This window comes from Bradyrhizobium sp. 2S1 (genome assembly GCF_011516625.5).
In the GTDB taxonomy this organism is placed as follows: Bacteria; Pseudomonadota; Alphaproteobacteria; order Rhizobiales; family Xanthobacteraceae; genus Bradyrhizobium; species Bradyrhizobium septentrionale.
In genome coordinates this window covers 5,690,135-5,704,810 of sequence record NZ_CP147717.1, presented here as the reverse complement: position 1 = coordinate 5,704,810, position 14,676 = coordinate 5,690,135, and the positions used below count along the sequence as shown (strand labels likewise).

General features: G+C 62.7%; 12 protein-coding genes and 2 pseudogenes. 8 read left to right on the top strand and 6 right to left on the bottom strand.

All coding sequences use genetic code 11. The features are described from left to right. Positions 1 to 183: 183 nt before the first annotated feature. The 3 genes from HAP54_RS27015 to HAP54_RS27005 all read left to right on the top strand — a co-directional run bounded on the left by HAP54_RS27015 (position 184) and on the right by HAP54_RS27005 (position 3,376). On the top strand, positions 184 to 978 hold the full coding sequence (locus HAP54_RS27015) for a class II aldolase/adducin family protein (protein WP_166305441.1): 795 nt from the start codon (positions 184 to 186) through the stop codon (positions 976 to 978). A gap of 112 nt (positions 979 to 1,090) precedes the next feature. Continuing rightward, positions 1,091 to 2,029, top strand: a complete 939-nt coding sequence (locus tag HAP54_RS27010) for a GAF domain-containing protein (protein ID WP_166305438.1) — start codon at positions 1,091 to 1,093, stop codon at positions 2,027 to 2,029. A gap of 882 nt (positions 2,030 to 2,911) precedes the next feature. Beyond that, entirely contained in the window at positions 2,912 to 3,376 is a 465-nt protein-coding gene (locus HAP54_RS27005; RefSeq protein ID WP_166305435.1) for a GNAT family N-acetyltransferase, read from the top strand. A gap of 28 nt (positions 3,377 to 3,404) precedes the next feature. Here HAP54_RS27005 and HAP54_RS27000 read toward each other — a convergent pair whose 3' ends face one another. Beyond that, positions 3,405 to 3,866, bottom strand: a complete 462-nt coding sequence (locus HAP54_RS27000) for an invasion associated locus B family protein (RefSeq protein ID WP_224741769.1) — start codon at positions 3,864 to 3,866, stop codon at positions 3,405 to 3,407. 287 nt (positions 3,867 to 4,153) lie between these two features. Here HAP54_RS27000 and HAP54_RS26995 point away from each other — a divergent pair, with 287 nt between their 5' ends. Then, positions 4,154 to 4,276 (top strand): hypothetical protein, encoded by a 123-nt coding sequence (locus tag HAP54_RS26995; protein WP_283843193.1) that lies wholly within the window; start codon positions 4,154 to 4,156, stop codon positions 4,274 to 4,276. Between the two features lie 130 nt (positions 4,277 to 4,406). Here the strand turns inward: HAP54_RS26995 and HAP54_RS26990 are convergent, their stop codons facing one another. Both HAP54_RS26990 and mddA read right to left on the bottom strand, forming a co-directional pair. Next, a complete protein-coding gene (locus HAP54_RS26990) occupies positions 4,407 to 5,393 on the bottom strand; it encodes an NADPH:quinone oxidoreductase family protein (protein ID WP_166305429.1) in 987 nt (328 codons plus the stop codon). A gap of 1 nt (position 5,394) precedes the next feature. Then, complete coding sequence (gene mddA, locus HAP54_RS26985) at positions 5,395 to 6,159, bottom strand: methanethiol S-methyltransferase (protein ID WP_166305426.1); 765 nt, start codon at positions 6,157 to 6,159, stop codon at positions 5,395 to 5,397. A gap of 97 nt (positions 6,160 to 6,256) precedes the next feature. Between mddA and HAP54_RS26980 the strand changes: the two genes are divergently transcribed. From HAP54_RS26980 to HAP54_RS26970, 3 genes and pseudogenes are all read left to right on the top strand, one after another. Beyond that, positions 6,257 to 7,792: an alpha/beta hydrolase gene (locus HAP54_RS26980; RefSeq protein ID WP_175619492.1), complete on the top strand. Its 1,536-nt coding sequence runs from the start codon at positions 6,257 to 6,259 to the stop codon at positions 7,790 to 7,792. 258 nt (positions 7,793 to 8,050) lie between these two features. Next, a pseudogene (locus HAP54_RS26975) lies at positions 8,051 to 9,084 on the top strand (AI-2E family transporter). A gap of 167 nt (positions 9,085 to 9,251) precedes the next feature. Next, on the top strand, positions 9,252 to 10,688 hold the full coding sequence (locus HAP54_RS26970; RefSeq protein WP_166306603.1) for an IS701 family transposase: 1,437 nt from the start codon (positions 9,252 to 9,254) through the stop codon (positions 10,686 to 10,688). A 2-nt stretch (positions 10,689 to 10,690) separates the two neighbouring features. Here HAP54_RS26970 and HAP54_RS26965 read toward each other — a convergent pair whose 3' ends face one another. The 3 genes from HAP54_RS26965 to HAP54_RS26955 form a co-directional block, all read right to left on the bottom strand. After that, positions 10,691 to 10,825, bottom strand: a complete 135-nt coding sequence (locus tag HAP54_RS26965) for a hypothetical protein (protein WP_283843061.1) — start codon at positions 10,823 to 10,825, stop codon at positions 10,691 to 10,693. A 145-nt stretch (positions 10,826 to 10,970) separates the two neighbouring features. Further along, entirely contained in the window at positions 10,971 to 12,074 is a 1,104-nt protein-coding gene (locus tag HAP54_RS26960; RefSeq protein WP_166294692.1) for an IS5 family transposase, read from the bottom strand. Between the two features lie 76 nt (positions 12,075 to 12,150). After that, positions 12,151 to 13,062, bottom strand: a complete 912-nt coding sequence (locus HAP54_RS26955) for a metallophosphoesterase family protein (protein WP_224741770.1) — start codon at positions 13,060 to 13,062, stop codon at positions 12,151 to 12,153. Between the two features lie 116 nt (positions 13,063 to 13,178). Here HAP54_RS26955 and istA point away from each other — a divergent pair. Further along, a pseudogene (gene istA / locus HAP54_RS26950) lies at positions 13,179 to 14,669 on the top strand (IS21 family transposase); the annotation flags it as partial. Positions 14,670 to 14,676: the final 7 nt, after the last annotated feature.

Here is a 14,676-nt window from a genome sequence, read left to right as displayed (position 1 = left end):
GCGCCTCGGCTGTTTTTCCGTATCCTGACATCGAAGGCGCGGCGCGCCAATGCCGCATTCGGTTTTTGCCCGCCAGCCCTGCAAATACGCAGACGCGCCACAGCTTGCCGCCGCGCCGATTCTGCTATGGTCCACGCCAACAATCGGGCCTCGGCCCCGCAGATGTCTCAAGGAGAGAACGCCATGAATCCCCCCGTCAGCTCGCCCGCGATCAAGGTCGTCAAATCGGTTCGCGAGCAGGTGAGCGCCGAGGAGTGGCAGGCCCGTGTCGATCTTGCCGCCTGCTATCGGCTGACGGCGATGTACGGCATGACCGAGATGATCGCGAACCACATCTCCTGCCGCGTGCCCGGCACCACCGACCAGTTCCTGATCAACGCCTACGGCATGCTGTATGAGGAGATCGACGCCTCCAGCCTGATCAAGGTCGATGTCGAGGGCAACACGCTGCTCAACGCCACCGATTATGACGTCAACGTCGCCGGCTTCGTCATTCATAGCGCCATCCACATGGCCAAGCACGACATGGATTGCGTCGCGCACACCCATACCCCGGCTGGCATGGCCGTCTCCGCGATGGAATGCGGCCTGCTGCCGCTCGCGCAGACCTCGATGCGCTTCCTGCACATCGCCTATCACGATTTCGAAGGCATCGCCGACAATGTCGACGAGCGCGAGCGCCTGGTCCGCGACCTCGGCGACAACGAGGCGATGATCCTGCGCAATCATGGCCTCTTGGTCGTCGGCCGCACCGTGCCCGCCGCCTTCAACGTGCTGTTCCGGCTCGAGCGCGCCTGCCAGACCCAGGTGATGGCGCTGTCCTGCAACACCAAGCTGATCTATCCGCCGCGAAACATCCTCGAAGACACCTATGAGCGGATGCAGCCGAAGCCCGGCCGCGCCGCGCGCAACGGTGAGCTCGCCTGGCCCGCTTTGCTGCGAAAGCTCGATCGCGTCGATCCGTCGTATCGGGACTGAGGCGAAATCGCGCCTTCGCATCAACTTTGAGCGTCGCTTGCCCGCTATTTGAGCGCACGCTTTGTCGCGAGATCGCCGATGCTAGCCCTCGGCGAGGCGGCAGGTGCGTGCGATGAAAACCTTCATTCGCGTTGTTGAACTGTGGGTGCCCGATAAAACCCGGACGCGGCTGGAGTTCGGCGGCAGCCTCCACAGCGGCGAGTTCACGGAGTTCAACGCGGTCAGCGAGAACGCACTGTTCGCCTATGACGAGGGCCTTCCCGGCAAGGCCTGGGCGAGCGGCCATCCGGTCATCCTGACCGAATTCGCCAATTCCTATTTCAAGCGAACCGACGAGGCGCGCGAAGCCGGCCTGACCTGCGGCGTCGCGCTTCCGGTGTTCGCCGGCGAATTCCTGATGGCGGTGATGGTGCTGCTGTGCGGTGACGACAGGAAGCATGTCGGCGCGATCGAGCTCTGGCACAACGATCCGGACAGATCCCACGAAATGGCGCTGGTCGACGGTTACTACGGCACCGCCGACATGTTCGAGTTCAACTCGCGCCACACCAAATTCCCGCGCGGCTTCGGCCTGCCCGGCCGGACCTGGAAGGCCGGCATGCCGCTGATCATCAAGGACCTGCACAATGCCAAGGGATTCCTGCGCTGGGAGGACGCATCCGAGATCGGCATCAATTGCGGTGTCGGCATCCCCTACACGACCGGCGACCAGACCTGGGTGGTGACATTCCTGTCGGCCCAGGCGACGCCGATCGCACGCCGGTTCGAGATCTGGGTGCCGAACGAAGAGCGGTCGGCGCTGGTGTTCCACACCGGCGATTGCAGCGAGCAGTCCGACCTCGCCACGCTCTACGCGGCAAAGACGATCGGCCGCGGCGAAGGCTCTATCGGCGGCGTATGGGCAACCGGCATGCCCGCGCTCACCGAACATCTGAAGCAGGATCAATCGATTGCGGCCGCACTGGCGCGCGCCTCCGGTATGAACCACGTGGTCGCGCTGCCGGTGATCGAGAGCGCCCGGCTCAAGGCCGTGCTGGCCTGGTATCTTTAGGGGTTGGAAGGATCGTCCGTCACCGCCTGGATATAGCTCCATCACCGTCATCCCCGCGCAAAGGCTTCGCCTTTGTCGCTGGAGGCGCGAGCGGAGCGAGCCTCGAAGGATGTGCGGCCCCGCTGGTGGCCGTGCATCCTTCGAGACGCGCGCAAGAGCGCGCTCTTCAGGATGACGGTATTGGCCTGATTTGACTGTCAAACAGCTTGGTGTCATCACCAGCGCATGCGGGTGATCCAGTATTCCAGAGACGCCAGTGCTTGAGCCGAGGAGCCGAGGCGTACTGGATCGCCCGGTCGAGCCGGGCGATGACAGTGTGGGTGGGGACGCAACTTCGCGTTCTCGCGACATGAATTGCCCGAGACTTGCTCTTCGTTTCGCCCTCTCACTTGCAGAGGGCGCAGGGAAAGCCGGGTGCCGATCGCACCCATGGGCCCCGAGCAAAGGGTGAAAGCTCGGGGGTAGGACCACAGGTGTAACCGAACAATCCGGCTTTCCCTGCGCGATGGGTTACGGCTTACTTCGTGCTCTCCCCGGCGAGACTGGGCTTGTTTGTCACCGCCTTCGCAAGACGTAATTGCGTCTTACAAGGGGACACCGGCCGCTAGGGCGTCAGGACCACACGACTTCACCGTCCGCGTCATGCGCACTCGTCAGTTGCACAATCGACGTCCACCGCATCTCACACCGCGTTCGTGACGACCGCGAAGCGCCCCTCGATCGGGTGAGACGGGCGGAATTGGACCACTGAGTTGCCCGACGACGGAAGCGCCGATTTGCCCGTCGGGTTGATTTGTCGCAGGACCGGTTACGCCATCGCCAACCCGCCCGCCGTCCTCGCGTGATTTGCCTGCGGGGCGCGTTTTCAACTAAGGTCGCCGGATGGACATGCTCGTCAAGCTCTATGCCTTGCCCGATTCCCAGCCCGCCTACGATCGATTGCTTAAGGCCGGAATTGTGATGCGCCGTGCGCTTGCCCCCGAAAAGCACAAGGTCGTGGCCTGGGTGCGGGAGACATTCAGCGAGGCATGGGCCAGCGAAACCGAGGTCGCGTTCAGCTGCCAACCGGTCTCCTGCTTCATCGCGATCCAGCAGAAGAAGATCGTGGGATTCGCCTGCCACGACGCGGCCTGTCGCAACTTCTTCGGTCCGACCGGTGTCGCGCCCAAGGCGCAGCAGGGCGGAATCGGCAAGGCGCTGCTGTTCGCCTGTCTTGAGGACATGAAACACCAGGGCTTCGGCTACGCCATCATCGGTGGCGTCGGCCCGGCGGAATTCTATTCGAAAGCCGTCGGCGCGGTGGCCATCGAAGGCTCCGCGCCGGGGATCTATCGGGGACTGCTGTAGCTGCGCCTTTGCGCGGCGCGCATGTCGATCAGCTCCCGAGCTGAATGGTGCGCTCCAGCGCCCCGCCGAAGCCGTTGAGGGGGACGTTGAAGACGACAGCCTGCCCGCCGTTGATGTTCTGCGCGGCAACGGTGAGCGTCTTGGCCTTGCTCATGGTGTCGGTAACCACTGTTGGAAATGATACCGGAAGCAAACAGCCTTGCGCGGTGCACGTGGAGAAGCGCGTCTGCTCCAAATCCTTGCCGTCAAGCTTGACGACGGCCCCGGTATCGAGCTTCAGCCCAAACGGCATCAATATGTTGCCTTCCGCCTTTCCGTCCCTGGGAATCAGTTCGATGGCGAAGATCTGCTGATTGGTCTCCTTGGAGAGCTGTGTCTGGCTCAGGGTACACAGCTTTGCACCACCGTCGAGCAGGCATTTGACGATCCAGTCTCCATAAGTCTCGCTGATCGCGGAAGCGCCCTTGGGAAGCTGGACGGGGCGGACCACGCCATCCGCCGCGGAGGTCTGGCTCCGCGTCTCGATCGGAATCGAGACGGTGCCCCCGCTGGCATCCGATTTATCGGCTGTTCGGGCGGCTTGTGCCGAACCGATGCCGGCAAGGACGACGAGAGCGACGAGAGCGACGAGAGCGACGATCGCCCGAAGACGCCTGTCCGCAGCGCTTACTCTCACCATGCATTCGCTCCAGCACGATACATCTCGAAACCGATTCCGGCTCTACGTGGGTATATTTCCCACGTAGATGTGCTACGTGTACTTGGAGAACCGCAGACATGCAAGAGATTATCGCCGCCAGTGTGATCGTCGCGATCGTTGCATTCTGCGGCGGGTATTTTTGGGCAGTTGCGCGTGAAGTCGGGACCTCGAACAAGCAACAGCGGAAATCGCAGCGCTGACCGGCGATCCGCACCACGCGCCGCACAGCCCGGATGGAGGAGCGAAGGGATACCCGTCGTTCCAGCCTCCGATGCGGCCTGGTGGTAGCGCTGCGCTCCACCCATTCTACGAAGTTCGCGCAGAGATCGGTCAAAGGTCTTGTCTGACCTGCAGCACAATTCGCCCCATCGCGCGCCGGTTCGCAACCAGGCTCATCGCCTCGCCGGCACACTGGAGCGGAAGCACCCGGTCGACCTGCGGCCGCAGCTTGCCCTCGCCGACCCATGCCATGACGGCTTCCGTCGCGCGGGCCGCTTGTTCCGGACAACGCTCCATCCAGGCGCCGACAAAGACGCCGACGACCGAATAGTTCTTGAGCAGAGGCAGATTCATCGCGAGCGACGGGATTTCGCCGCTGGTGAATCCGATTGGGAGCAGCCGACCGTTCCAGCCCATAAACCTTGCAAGGGTCGCGAACAGCGCACCGCCGATATTGTCGACGCAAATGTCGAGGCCCTTGTCCCCCGCAAGAGCCTTCACACGTTCACGCACATCTTCGCGCGAATGGTCGACGATCTCGGCAGCGCCATGCGCGCGCACTATGGTCGCCTTCGCAGCACTGCCCACGACGGCAATGACCCGCGCGCCCATCAAATGCGCCATCTCGACGCAGGCGAGACCAACTCCGCCGGCAGCGCCCGTCACGAGCACCGTCTCGCCCGCCTGCAGGCGCGCCCGCTCGATCAGGGCGTACCAGGCCGTGAGATAGGTGTGCAGCACTGTTGACCCCACGGTGAAATCTACGTTGGCCGGCAGCAATGCGACGCTGCTCTCCCTGGCAACCATCCGCTCCGCAAATGCACCGAACCAGTTTCCGCAACTGACACGGTCGCCGGGCCGGAAGCGCGTGACCCGGTCACCACAAGCCAGCACGATTCCGGCAGCGTCCGTTCCCGGTACGTAGGGAAGAGCCGGCCGCATCTGATAGCCGCCGCAACTCATCAGATAGTCCATGTAGCTGACGGACGCGGCATGGACATCGACGAGAACCGCGTTTGCTGCCGGGCGCGGTTCGGCGATCTCGGTGAAGCTCAGGTCTTCGATACCTTTGAAGGCCTTGCAGACAATGGCGCGCATATCAGCCTCCGTGGCGGGTTTCTGGAGCGATCGGGGCACCGCCAGGAAGACGCGGCAGCAGCATCGGAACGCGTTGGCGATACTGCTCGTAGCTGGCGCCGAACTGCGCAACCAGGTCCCGTTCCTCGAGCCTGACGCCGATAAGGATGTAGCCGGTGGTCGCGACGGCAAACAACAGATGCCCGGCGGTCATGTGCGGCGTCGCCCAGAAGGCGAGCAACAGACCCAGCATCAGCGGGTGACGGACCAGCCGGTACAATAGCGGCGTCTTGAACGCAGGCATGCGATCGGCTGCTCCGCGTAGCACGTCGACGACCTGGCGCAATCCAAACAGCTCGAAATGGTCGATCTGGAATGTCGACATCAGCGCGATCAGCCAGCCCATCCAGAAGATTGATGTCAGCATTACTTCCGGCCAGCCCTCGACGCGCCAGACTGTCGCGACGATCGGACGCCACTGCCAGAAGATCAGGATCAGCAGAAAGCTCGAGATCAGCACATAGGTGCTGCGCTCACAGGAAGCCGGGACGATGCGCGTCCACCAGCGCTTGAAGGCTTGACGCGCCATGACGCTGTGCTGGATCGCGAATACGCTGAGCAAAATCGCGTCGATCGCGAGCGCTTGCGCTAACCCGCTGTCCGGTCCGACATCGATCGTCTTCGGGACAAGAAAATTGCCGATAAAGGCCGGCGCATAGGCAAATGAAACCGAGAAGACGAGGTAGCTCGCGAGGCCATAGATGAGGGCGACGGCGCGTCCGGTCATGACGTTTCTCCAGAAGGTGGCGGCGCAATGCCCCCGGTGCTAGCATCGCGGCGTCCCCTGAGCGTCCCCGGACGCCTTCATCGAAGATCGCATCGGTATGGCTTCGTTCAGCGTCCGGACGCTCGGATTTCCGGAGGTTCGTTGTGATGACCGCCTGCGCCCGGTGGCGCTGCGCAAGGGACTTGCACTGCTGGTCTATCTGGCTGAGGCGAAAGGCCCGGTCGGACGCGATGCGATTGCGACCATGTCGTGGCCGGAAAGCCCCGCCGAGGTGGTAAGAGCCCGGCTGCGTCGGCTGTTGCATCGCCTGCAGCTCGCGCTCGGCGATGTCATCGCATCCGACAGATCCACAGTTCGATTATCGGCGGGGATCAAACTGGACATCGATTCACGCCTGTTTGAACAGGCTTGCGATCGCGGCGAGTTCGAGCGCGCCTGCGGTCTCTATCAAGCCGATTTCCTCGACGGCTTCTCGCCCGGCGATTGTCCGCAATTCGACGAATGGGCGTTCTTTCGAAGAGAGGCCTTGCGCGGCCGCGCGATCCAGGCGCTCGAGCGGGTTGTGCAGGAGAAGCACGCGGCGGGCGACTATGCCTTCGCCGCCGCACATGCCGGCCGTCTGGTGGCACTCGATCCGCTCAGCGAAATCTATTCCCGCCACTTCATCCGCAATCTCCTGCTGGGGGGCGACAGGGCCGCGGCCGAGCGCCAGCTCAAGGCGCTGACGCAGCGTCTGCGCAACGAACTCGACGTGGCGCCCGAAGCCGAGACCAGCGCGCTGCTCGAGGCCGGCGCCGCGGAGCCGCCGACGACGCAATATGTCAGCGGAGGCAACGTGCATCTCGCATTCCAGACCTATGGCAAAGGGCCCACCGACGTTCTGATGCTGCCCGGCTTCGTGTCTCATGTCGAACGGGTCTGGGAGGACGCAAGGTGCCGAGCCTTCCTTTCCTCGCTTGCGGCGATGGGCCGTCTCGTCCTGCTTGATCGCCGTGGCGTCGGCCTGTCTGACCGGGTCGGGTTCACCCCCAACGCCGAGGCAACTGCGCAGGACATCCGCACCGTGCTTGATGCCACGGGCTCGCGCCGGGTCGTGCTGTTCGGCGCATCCGAAGGCGGACCGGCCTGCATCAGGTTCGCCGCCGATCATCCCGACCGCGTCGCCGGACTAATCCTGTTCGCTTCGCTCGCGAAGGGAAGTGCCGCGCCCGACTATCCGCATGCGTTGAACGCCGACCAGTATGATGCGTGGCTGCAGCAGCTCGTTTCGGCCTGGGGCGGCCCTGCCGGTATCGAAACTTTTGCGCCGAGTCTGGCCGGCGATGCCAAGGCGAGGGCCTGGTGGGCCGGCCTGCTTCGTGCGGCCTCAAGCCCTGGCGCCATCAGGGGCGTGCTGGAGACGCTGCGCGACACGGATGTGCGACATCTTCTGGGGCGGGTTACCGTTCCGACCCTGGTGCTGCACCGCCGCGGCGACCGCGCCGTCCGCATCGGTGCCGGGAGACATCTCGCCGACAACATCCCACACGCGCGATTCGTCGAGCTCGACGGCGCCGATCACTGGGCTTTCGCCGGCGATCGGCAAGCGGTGCTTGATAACGTCAGGCAGTTCGTCGGCGACCTCGCGGAGTAGTGTTGTCAGGGCAGCCGCAGCGCTGACCGACGATCCGCACCGCGCGCCGACGGTTGAATGTTTGATCTTCCCTTCCGATTTCAATTGCACACGCCTGGCGATCGCCGCGGTCCTGCGCATCTGGCAACGTACGTAGGAACATGGCACACTTGCGATGGGTCGTACCTTTCGCGAGGTCTCCGTCAGCTTGACGGAGGTGCCGGCCTCGTCGCACTGCGAGACAGACTGACAATCTTTGTGTTCTGGGAGAATCCAAAGATGGGTGGCGGGTTGAAGATCACGACCGGCATCATCGCCGTGGTGCTGGTCACTGCGGCGGTGGCCCAGGCGCGCAGTGTGCTCGCCCCGCTTGCGGCCGCCCTGTTCATCATTGCGATCGTCTGGCCCGTTCAGAAGCGGCTTCAGTCGTGGCTGCCGAAACTCCTCGCGCTCGCCATTACGGTCGTTGTTACGGCTGCAACCTGCGTCGCGTTTGCTTCGCTGGCGGCATGGGGATTCGGCCGCGTCGGGCGCAATTTGATTGCGGACGCGGCGCGGTATCAGGCCTTCTACGACGCCGCAGTGATGTGGCTGGACGGCCATGGCGTCTCATTCGCCGGCCTTTGGGCGGAGCACTTCAATGTCGGCTGGCTGCTGCGCACCACTCAATATGTCACGGGTCGCATCAACACCACGTTGAGTTTCTGGCTCATCGCGCTGGTCTATGTCGTGCTGGGACTTCTCGAGGTCGAGGACGCTGGTCGACGAATTGGGCGGCTGGAGAATCGCACAGCTGCGCGCGTCTTGCTCAAGGGAGCAAAGCCACGGCCGCGAAGTTCCGCAAATATATGCTGGTGCGGACGCAAATGAGCGCGGTCACCGGTCTGCTGGTCGGCCTGTTCGCTGCCGTGACCGGACTGCCATTCGCTTTCGAATGGGGCGTGATCGCCTTTGTCCTCAACTACATTCCTTTCATCGGCCCTTTCATCGCGACGCTGTTCCCCACCCTGCTGGCCATGACGCAGTTCGACAGTTGGCCTGCGGTGTTTGGTGTGTTCGCCTGTCTCAACGTCATCCAGTTCGTGGTCGGCAGCTATATCGAACCGCGGGTGGCCGGCTCGACGTTGTCGATCTCGCCGTTTCTGGTTCTGTTTGCGATCTTCTTCTGGAGCTCGCTTTGGGGCCTGTTCGGGACCTTCATCGGCGTGCCGATCACGCTCGCTATTCTGACCTTCTGCGCCGAGTATCCCCCGGCCGCTTGGATCGCCGATCTCTTCGGCGGATCACACGAAGACAAGCCGAAAACGGCCTAGAGCCGTTCCGATGGAATCGGAACGACTCTAGATTCTTGTTTTGACGCGTCTTCTTCACGCGAACCGGTATCCACTTCGCTCGAAAACGCTCTAGTCTGACTGAGTCACAAAACCGCCGGCCAGAATCAGCGATGGATGAAGCACGGACCATCAGTCGAGAGGCCGACATGAGCGGGCGTGGCACCAAGACGAGCGAGAAGCGATTTGCGACGTATTTGGAAGGGCTTGCCAGTGTCATCGGTCATGCTGATCGGAAGGCGCCGCTGCGCGACTATTGCGTCGGCCTGATGGCCTGTGGCGGTCGCAAGAGCGTGGAGTCGATGGCGGCGGTGACAGCTCCGGAACGGACGGCCGCCCAGCATCAATCGCTGCTGCATTTCGTCGGCAGCGGCGCCTGGTCGGATGAGAAGGTGCTGGGCAAGGTACGTGAGATGGTCCTGCCGGCGATTGAACGCCAGGGCCCCATCGAAGCCTGGATCATCGACGATACCGGATTTCCCAAGCAGGGCCGACATTCAGTTGGAGTTGCACGGCAATATTGCGGGCAGCTCGGCAAGCAGGATAATTGTCAGGTGGCGGTGTCACTGTCGATTGCCAACCACCACGCCAGCCTGCCTGTCGCTTATCGCCTTTATCTTCCGAAGGAATGGACTGAGGACTGCGATCGGCGGCGCAAGGTGGGCATTCCTGCCGAAGTTGGCTTCCGGACCAAGCCGGAGATCGCGCTGGAGCAGTTGCGGTGGGCCTGCGCGAGCGGCCTTCCACGCGGTGTCGTACTGATGGACGCGGGCTATGGCAATAACAGCGACCTGCGCACGGAGATCACGGCGCTGGGATTGACCTATGTGGCGGGTCTTCTGTCGAGCACAACGGTATGGGCGCCCGGTACCGGTCCCTTGCCGCCGAAGCCATGGTCGGGCCGCGGCCGTCCACCGAAACTGATGCGCCGCAACCGTCAGCATCAGCCGGCCGCCGTCAAGGCGCTCGCGATCGGCCTGCCGGCCAAAGCTTGGCGCACCATCACGTGGCGGCAAGGAACGAACGAAAAGCTGACCTCGCGCTTTGCCCGCGTGCGGGTCCGTGCCGCGCATCGTGATTATTGGCAAACCACCCGGCGATTGGAGGAATGGTTGCTGATCGAATGGCCAAAAGGCGAGGACCAGCCTACCAAATACTGGCTCTCGACATTGCCGGAGGATGTGGCATTCCGGACTCTCGTTGAGACGGCTAAATTGCGCTGGCGCATCGAACGCGACTATCAGGAACTCAAGCAGGAGGTCGGGCTCGGCCACTTCGAGGGACGCGGCTGGCGCGGCTTTCATCATCACGCAACAATGTGCATCGCAGCCTACGGATTCCTGATCTCCGAGCGGGAGACGATTCCCCCCTCAGGCACTCGGCACGCCCGGCCGATCCTGCTCGATCGCATTCCCGCAGATTACAGACCCCGCGGATTTGCCGCTGCGGACCCAACGTCACATTCCAAATTCGATCGCGACGATGCGACGGCGCCTCGAACATGGGCTCGTCCGAACGCTGTCGAGATGTCCTTGTTGTGCGATCAAGTTCGACCACTAGACAGATCATCGTTTGTGACGCAGTAGGACTAGCAGGCTGTTGAAGAAATGTCGGAACGACGTGCGATGAATGGGATGTCGTCGCCGTTGACGAGGCAGATTTCACCTTCGAGCGATCCGTTATCCTGCAGTTCGGCCCAGCCATCACCGCCGGCTGGCTCCATTTCGTCGTTTCCTTCCCAACTGAACTGGACGGCATCGCTGTCGCAAGGAGCCGTGGATGGAGCCCGTGAGGCAATCGAAGGCGAATTCGCCGCCGATCTCGTGCGTGGCCCGGGGTCTCGACGACGCGCCATCGACCCCGGATGCTCATGCCGGCGCCGTCAGAAGCTTGGGCAGGCGAATGAGGTTATAAGCTGCCAGCGCAAGTGTGAAGGCGGCGTCCACACGCGCACGGCCGCGCAGCTTGATTTTGGCGAGACCGGCGGAACTCTTGATCCAGCCGAATACTTCTTCGATGCGTTTGCGGCAGCGCTGGCTGATGTCATAGCCGGCGTGACGCGTGGTGCGGGCGTCGACCGCCGTCTTGCGTGGCTTGCCAGTCTTGCTCAGATGTCCGTCGATCGCGATATGCGGAGTGACTGACCGCTCTCTCAGGTCGCACACGAACTGGGTGACATCGTAGGCTTTGTCCGCTCCGAGAGTAATCCGTTTCGCGGATCCACGCCCGTCGATCATAGCGAGCGCGGCCTCCCGTTCGGCTGTGCCAGTCGCTTGGCTCACCCCGCCTAAAATCGCCAAACCGTTGCGATTCTCCATCAACGCATGGCCCATGTAGCAGAGCTTGGCCGGCTGGCCGTCGCCCTTCCTGTAGAGCCGGGCCTCGGGATCGGTCGTACTCTCATGGGTCTCGTTGGATCGCTTCTCTTTGTGGAAGCTACGCTCGGCATTGCGTCCCGGACCGTCATGGTCCTTGTCGCTGCCGCCCTTCCTCCGGAAGCTTTTGATCGAAGCCCAGGCTTCAATCAGCGTGCCGTCCACTGAGAAGTGATCGCTTGACAGCAAACGCTTCACCTTCGGCTGCGCCAAAAGCGCGTTTAAGAACTTGGCCGCAATCTCGCCTTCAAGCAGCCGATCCCGGTTCTTCGAGAAGGTTGAATGGTCCCAAACCGCATCGTCGACCCCAAGTCCGACAAACCAGCGGAACAGAAGATCGAACTCCATTCGTTCCATCAGATGCCGCTCCGAGCGAACCCCATAGAACGCCTGCAGCAGCATCGCCCGAAGCAACTTCTCTGGCGCAATCGAGGGCCGGCCGAAGTCCGTATAGAGCTTGCCGAACTCGCCTGACAGATCGCTCAGCGCAGCATTCGCCAGCTCCCTGATCACCCGTAGCGGGTGGTCGGCGCGAACCCGAGCCTCCAGGTCAATATAACTGAATAGCGCGCCAGACCGCTCGTCGCTTCCTCGCATCGCAATCCCCCGCCACGCCCAGATCCTAGGGAATCACGATCTAAACCGCTTCGCCAGCGACTTCTTCAACAGCCTGCTAACTCTTGGCAATCTCCACCCGCTCGGGCTCGGCGAGGCAGAGCTTCCGGTCCGGCCCGACCATCATTCTGTGGATGTAAAAATAGCTGGCTGCATCATCGGCCCCCATCACCGGCGACGGGGCCGAGACGATCTTCGATGCACCACATGTACCGATCCAATCGATATGACGGTGACCGTGCATCACAACCGAGCGGTCGGAAAACCTTTGCAGCCTGCGCACAAACCAACTGCCGTTGATCAACGCCGTCCCAATGCGCTCGGCGAACGTCTTCACCGGCATGGGATATTCCATCAGGTGATGGTGTAGGGCGATGGTCCAGTACGCCGTCGGGAAATGACGGATCGCAGCCTCCAATCGCCGCGTTTGCGCCTCCGAAACCAAACCGAGCGCGTTCGTGAAGGAGAAGTGGGTTTCGGCGTTGGAGTTGAGAACGGCGATCCCGAGGCCGCCGTCCCCGTCCGGCGGCACGATCATTGGAAACTGATCATCGAACAGGCCGCGGAGCGCCGCTGCGCGGCGCACGCCCCCGTGCTGCGCAAATTGCGTGATCCGATCATAGGAGGGCGCCAGTGCCTGGTTCAGCGTCGCCGATGGCTTGCCGGAACCATCGATGACGCGCACGCGATCACCCTGGACCGCCGCGATTGCCGATAGCGTACGCATCTGCCGCAGCCGCTTGCTTGGGCTGAACGGCAGGTCGAGACGCGCGGGATTGGCGCGATCCACGACGTTAACGTCATGATTCCCCGGAAGCATGATGATGCGTGCGGCAAGGTCGGGATGACCTGCCAATGCATCGAGAAATTCCGCCCATTCGCCGGGCCGGCCGGCATCGGTCATATCGCCGCTGATCAGCACTTGGTCGAGCGGATCAACGGCGTGAATTTCGGCAAGCCGAGCCAGCACGCTGTCATTCGGCCTGCAATATTGACCCCCTAAGCCGGGGGATCGGCGTCCAAAATTGACCCCCTACAGATTGATCTGTTGCGCTGCCTGCTTTGGAACGAAGCAGGTGGTGGGGGATGCTGATCGTGGAGACAATTGCCCGGATCCGGCGCGAGCACTTCATCAAGGGCAAGACGATCAAGGAGATCGCCCGTGACCTGAAGGTGTCGCGGAACACGGTCCGGAAGGTGCTGAGGTCGGGAGAGACCTCCTTCGAGTACGAGCGGCAGGTGCAGCCGCGGCCAAAGCTGGGACGATGGGCAGTAGAGCTTGACGGATTGCTGGCGGCGAACGCGGCCAAATCGGCTCGTGAACAGCTGACGTTGATCCGGATCTTCGAAGAGCTGCGCGGCCGCGGCTACGACGGCGGTTACGATGCCGTGCGGCGTTACGCCAGGCGGTGGAGCAAAGAACGCGGGCAATCGACCGCGGCGGCTTATGTCCCGCTGAGCTTTGCCCCAGGCGAAGCCTACCAGTTCGACTGGAGCCACGAGGTGGTCTTGCTGAGCGGGACCACGGTGATGGTGAAGGCCGCCCATGTCCGGCTCTGTCACAGCCGCATGCTGTTCGTGCGGGCCTATCCGCGGGAGACGCAGGAGATGGTGTTCGACGCCCACGACCGGGCGTTCGCTCTGTTCAAAGGCACCTGCACCCGCGGCATCTACGACAACATGAAGACCGCCGTAGAGACGATCTTCGTCGGTAAAGGGCGTCTCTACAATCGCCGCTTCCTGCAGATGTGCAGCCACTATCTGGTCGATCCGGTCGCCTGCACGCCGGCGTCGGGCTGGGAGAAGGGGCAGGTCGAGAACCAGGTCGGGCTGGTCCGGGAGCGCTTCTTCACGCCGCGGCTGCGGTTCAAAAACCTCGACGAGTTAAACGCCTGGCTGCTCGACAAATGCATCGCCTACGCCAAGGCTCATCGCCACCCGGAGCTGGTCGATCAGACGATCTGGGAAGTGTTCGAAGCCGAGCGTCCCAAGCTCGTTCCCTATGCCGGCCGCTTCGACGGCTTCCATGCGGTGACGGCATCGGTCTCGAAGACCTGCCTGGTGCGCTTCGACAACAACAAGTACTCGGTCGCAGCCAGCGCAGTCGGACGGCCGGTCGAAGTCCAGGCTTATGCCGACCGCATCGTGATCCGTCAGGATGGACGCATCGTTGCCGAGCACCCGCGATCCTTTGGCCGCGGCGAGACGACCTATGATCCCTGGCACTATGTGCCGGTGCTGGCTCGCAAACCCGGTGCCTTGCGCAACGGCGCTCCCTTCAAAGACTGGGTGCTGCCGGCCGCGATCGAGCGGATCCGGCGCAAGCTTGCCAGCACCGACGATGGCAATCGGCAGATGGTCGACATCCTCACCGCGGTGCTGACTGACGGTCTGTCCGCGGTGGAAGCGGCCTGTGCCGAAGCGCTCGGTCATGGCGTCCATTCCGCCGATGTCGTGCTCAACATCCTGGCCCGTCAACGTGAACCCGCCCCACCGGCCAACATCATGACGCCGGCCGCACTGACGCTCCGTCATGCACCGATCGCCGATTGTGCCCGCTACGACAACCTCCGGAGGACCATCT

Excerpts from the sequence above, each read along its gene's own strand:
- HAP54_RS26970 (WP_166306603.1), top strand. The coding sequence starts at position 9,252 with ATGAGCGGGCGTGGCACCAAGACGAGCGAGAAGCGATTTGCGACGTAT.
- HAP54_RS26960 (WP_166294692.1), bottom strand. The coding sequence starts at position 12,074 with ATGCGAGGAAGCGACGAGCGGTCTGGCGCGCTATTCAGTTATATTGAC.
- HAP54_RS26995 (WP_283843193.1), top strand. The coding sequence starts at position 4,154 with ATGCAAGAGATTATCGCCGCCAGTGTGATCGTCGCGATCGTTGCATTC.
- mddA (WP_166305426.1), bottom strand. The coding sequence starts at position 6,159 with ATGACCGGACGCGCCGTCGCCCTCATCTATGGCCTCGCGAGCTACCTC.
- HAP54_RS27015 (WP_166305441.1), top strand. The coding sequence starts at position 184 with ATGAATCCCCCCGTCAGCTCGCCCGCGATCAAGGTCGTCAAATCGGTT.
- HAP54_RS27005 (WP_166305435.1), top strand. The coding sequence starts at position 2,912 with ATGGACATGCTCGTCAAGCTCTATGCCTTGCCCGATTCCCAGCCCGCC.
- HAP54_RS26990 (WP_166305429.1), bottom strand. The coding sequence starts at position 5,393 with ATGCGCGCCATTGTCTGCAAGGCCTTCAAAGGTATCGAAGACCTGAGC.
- HAP54_RS26965 (WP_283843061.1), bottom strand. The coding sequence starts at position 10,825 with ATGGAGCCAGCCGGCGGTGATGGCTGGGCCGAACTGCAGGATAACGGA.
- HAP54_RS27010 (WP_166305438.1), top strand. The coding sequence starts at position 1,091 with ATGAAAACCTTCATTCGCGTTGTTGAACTGTGGGTGCCCGATAAAACC.
- HAP54_RS26980 (WP_175619492.1), top strand. The coding sequence starts at position 6,257 with ATGGCTTCGTTCAGCGTCCGGACGCTCGGATTTCCGGAGGTTCGTTGT.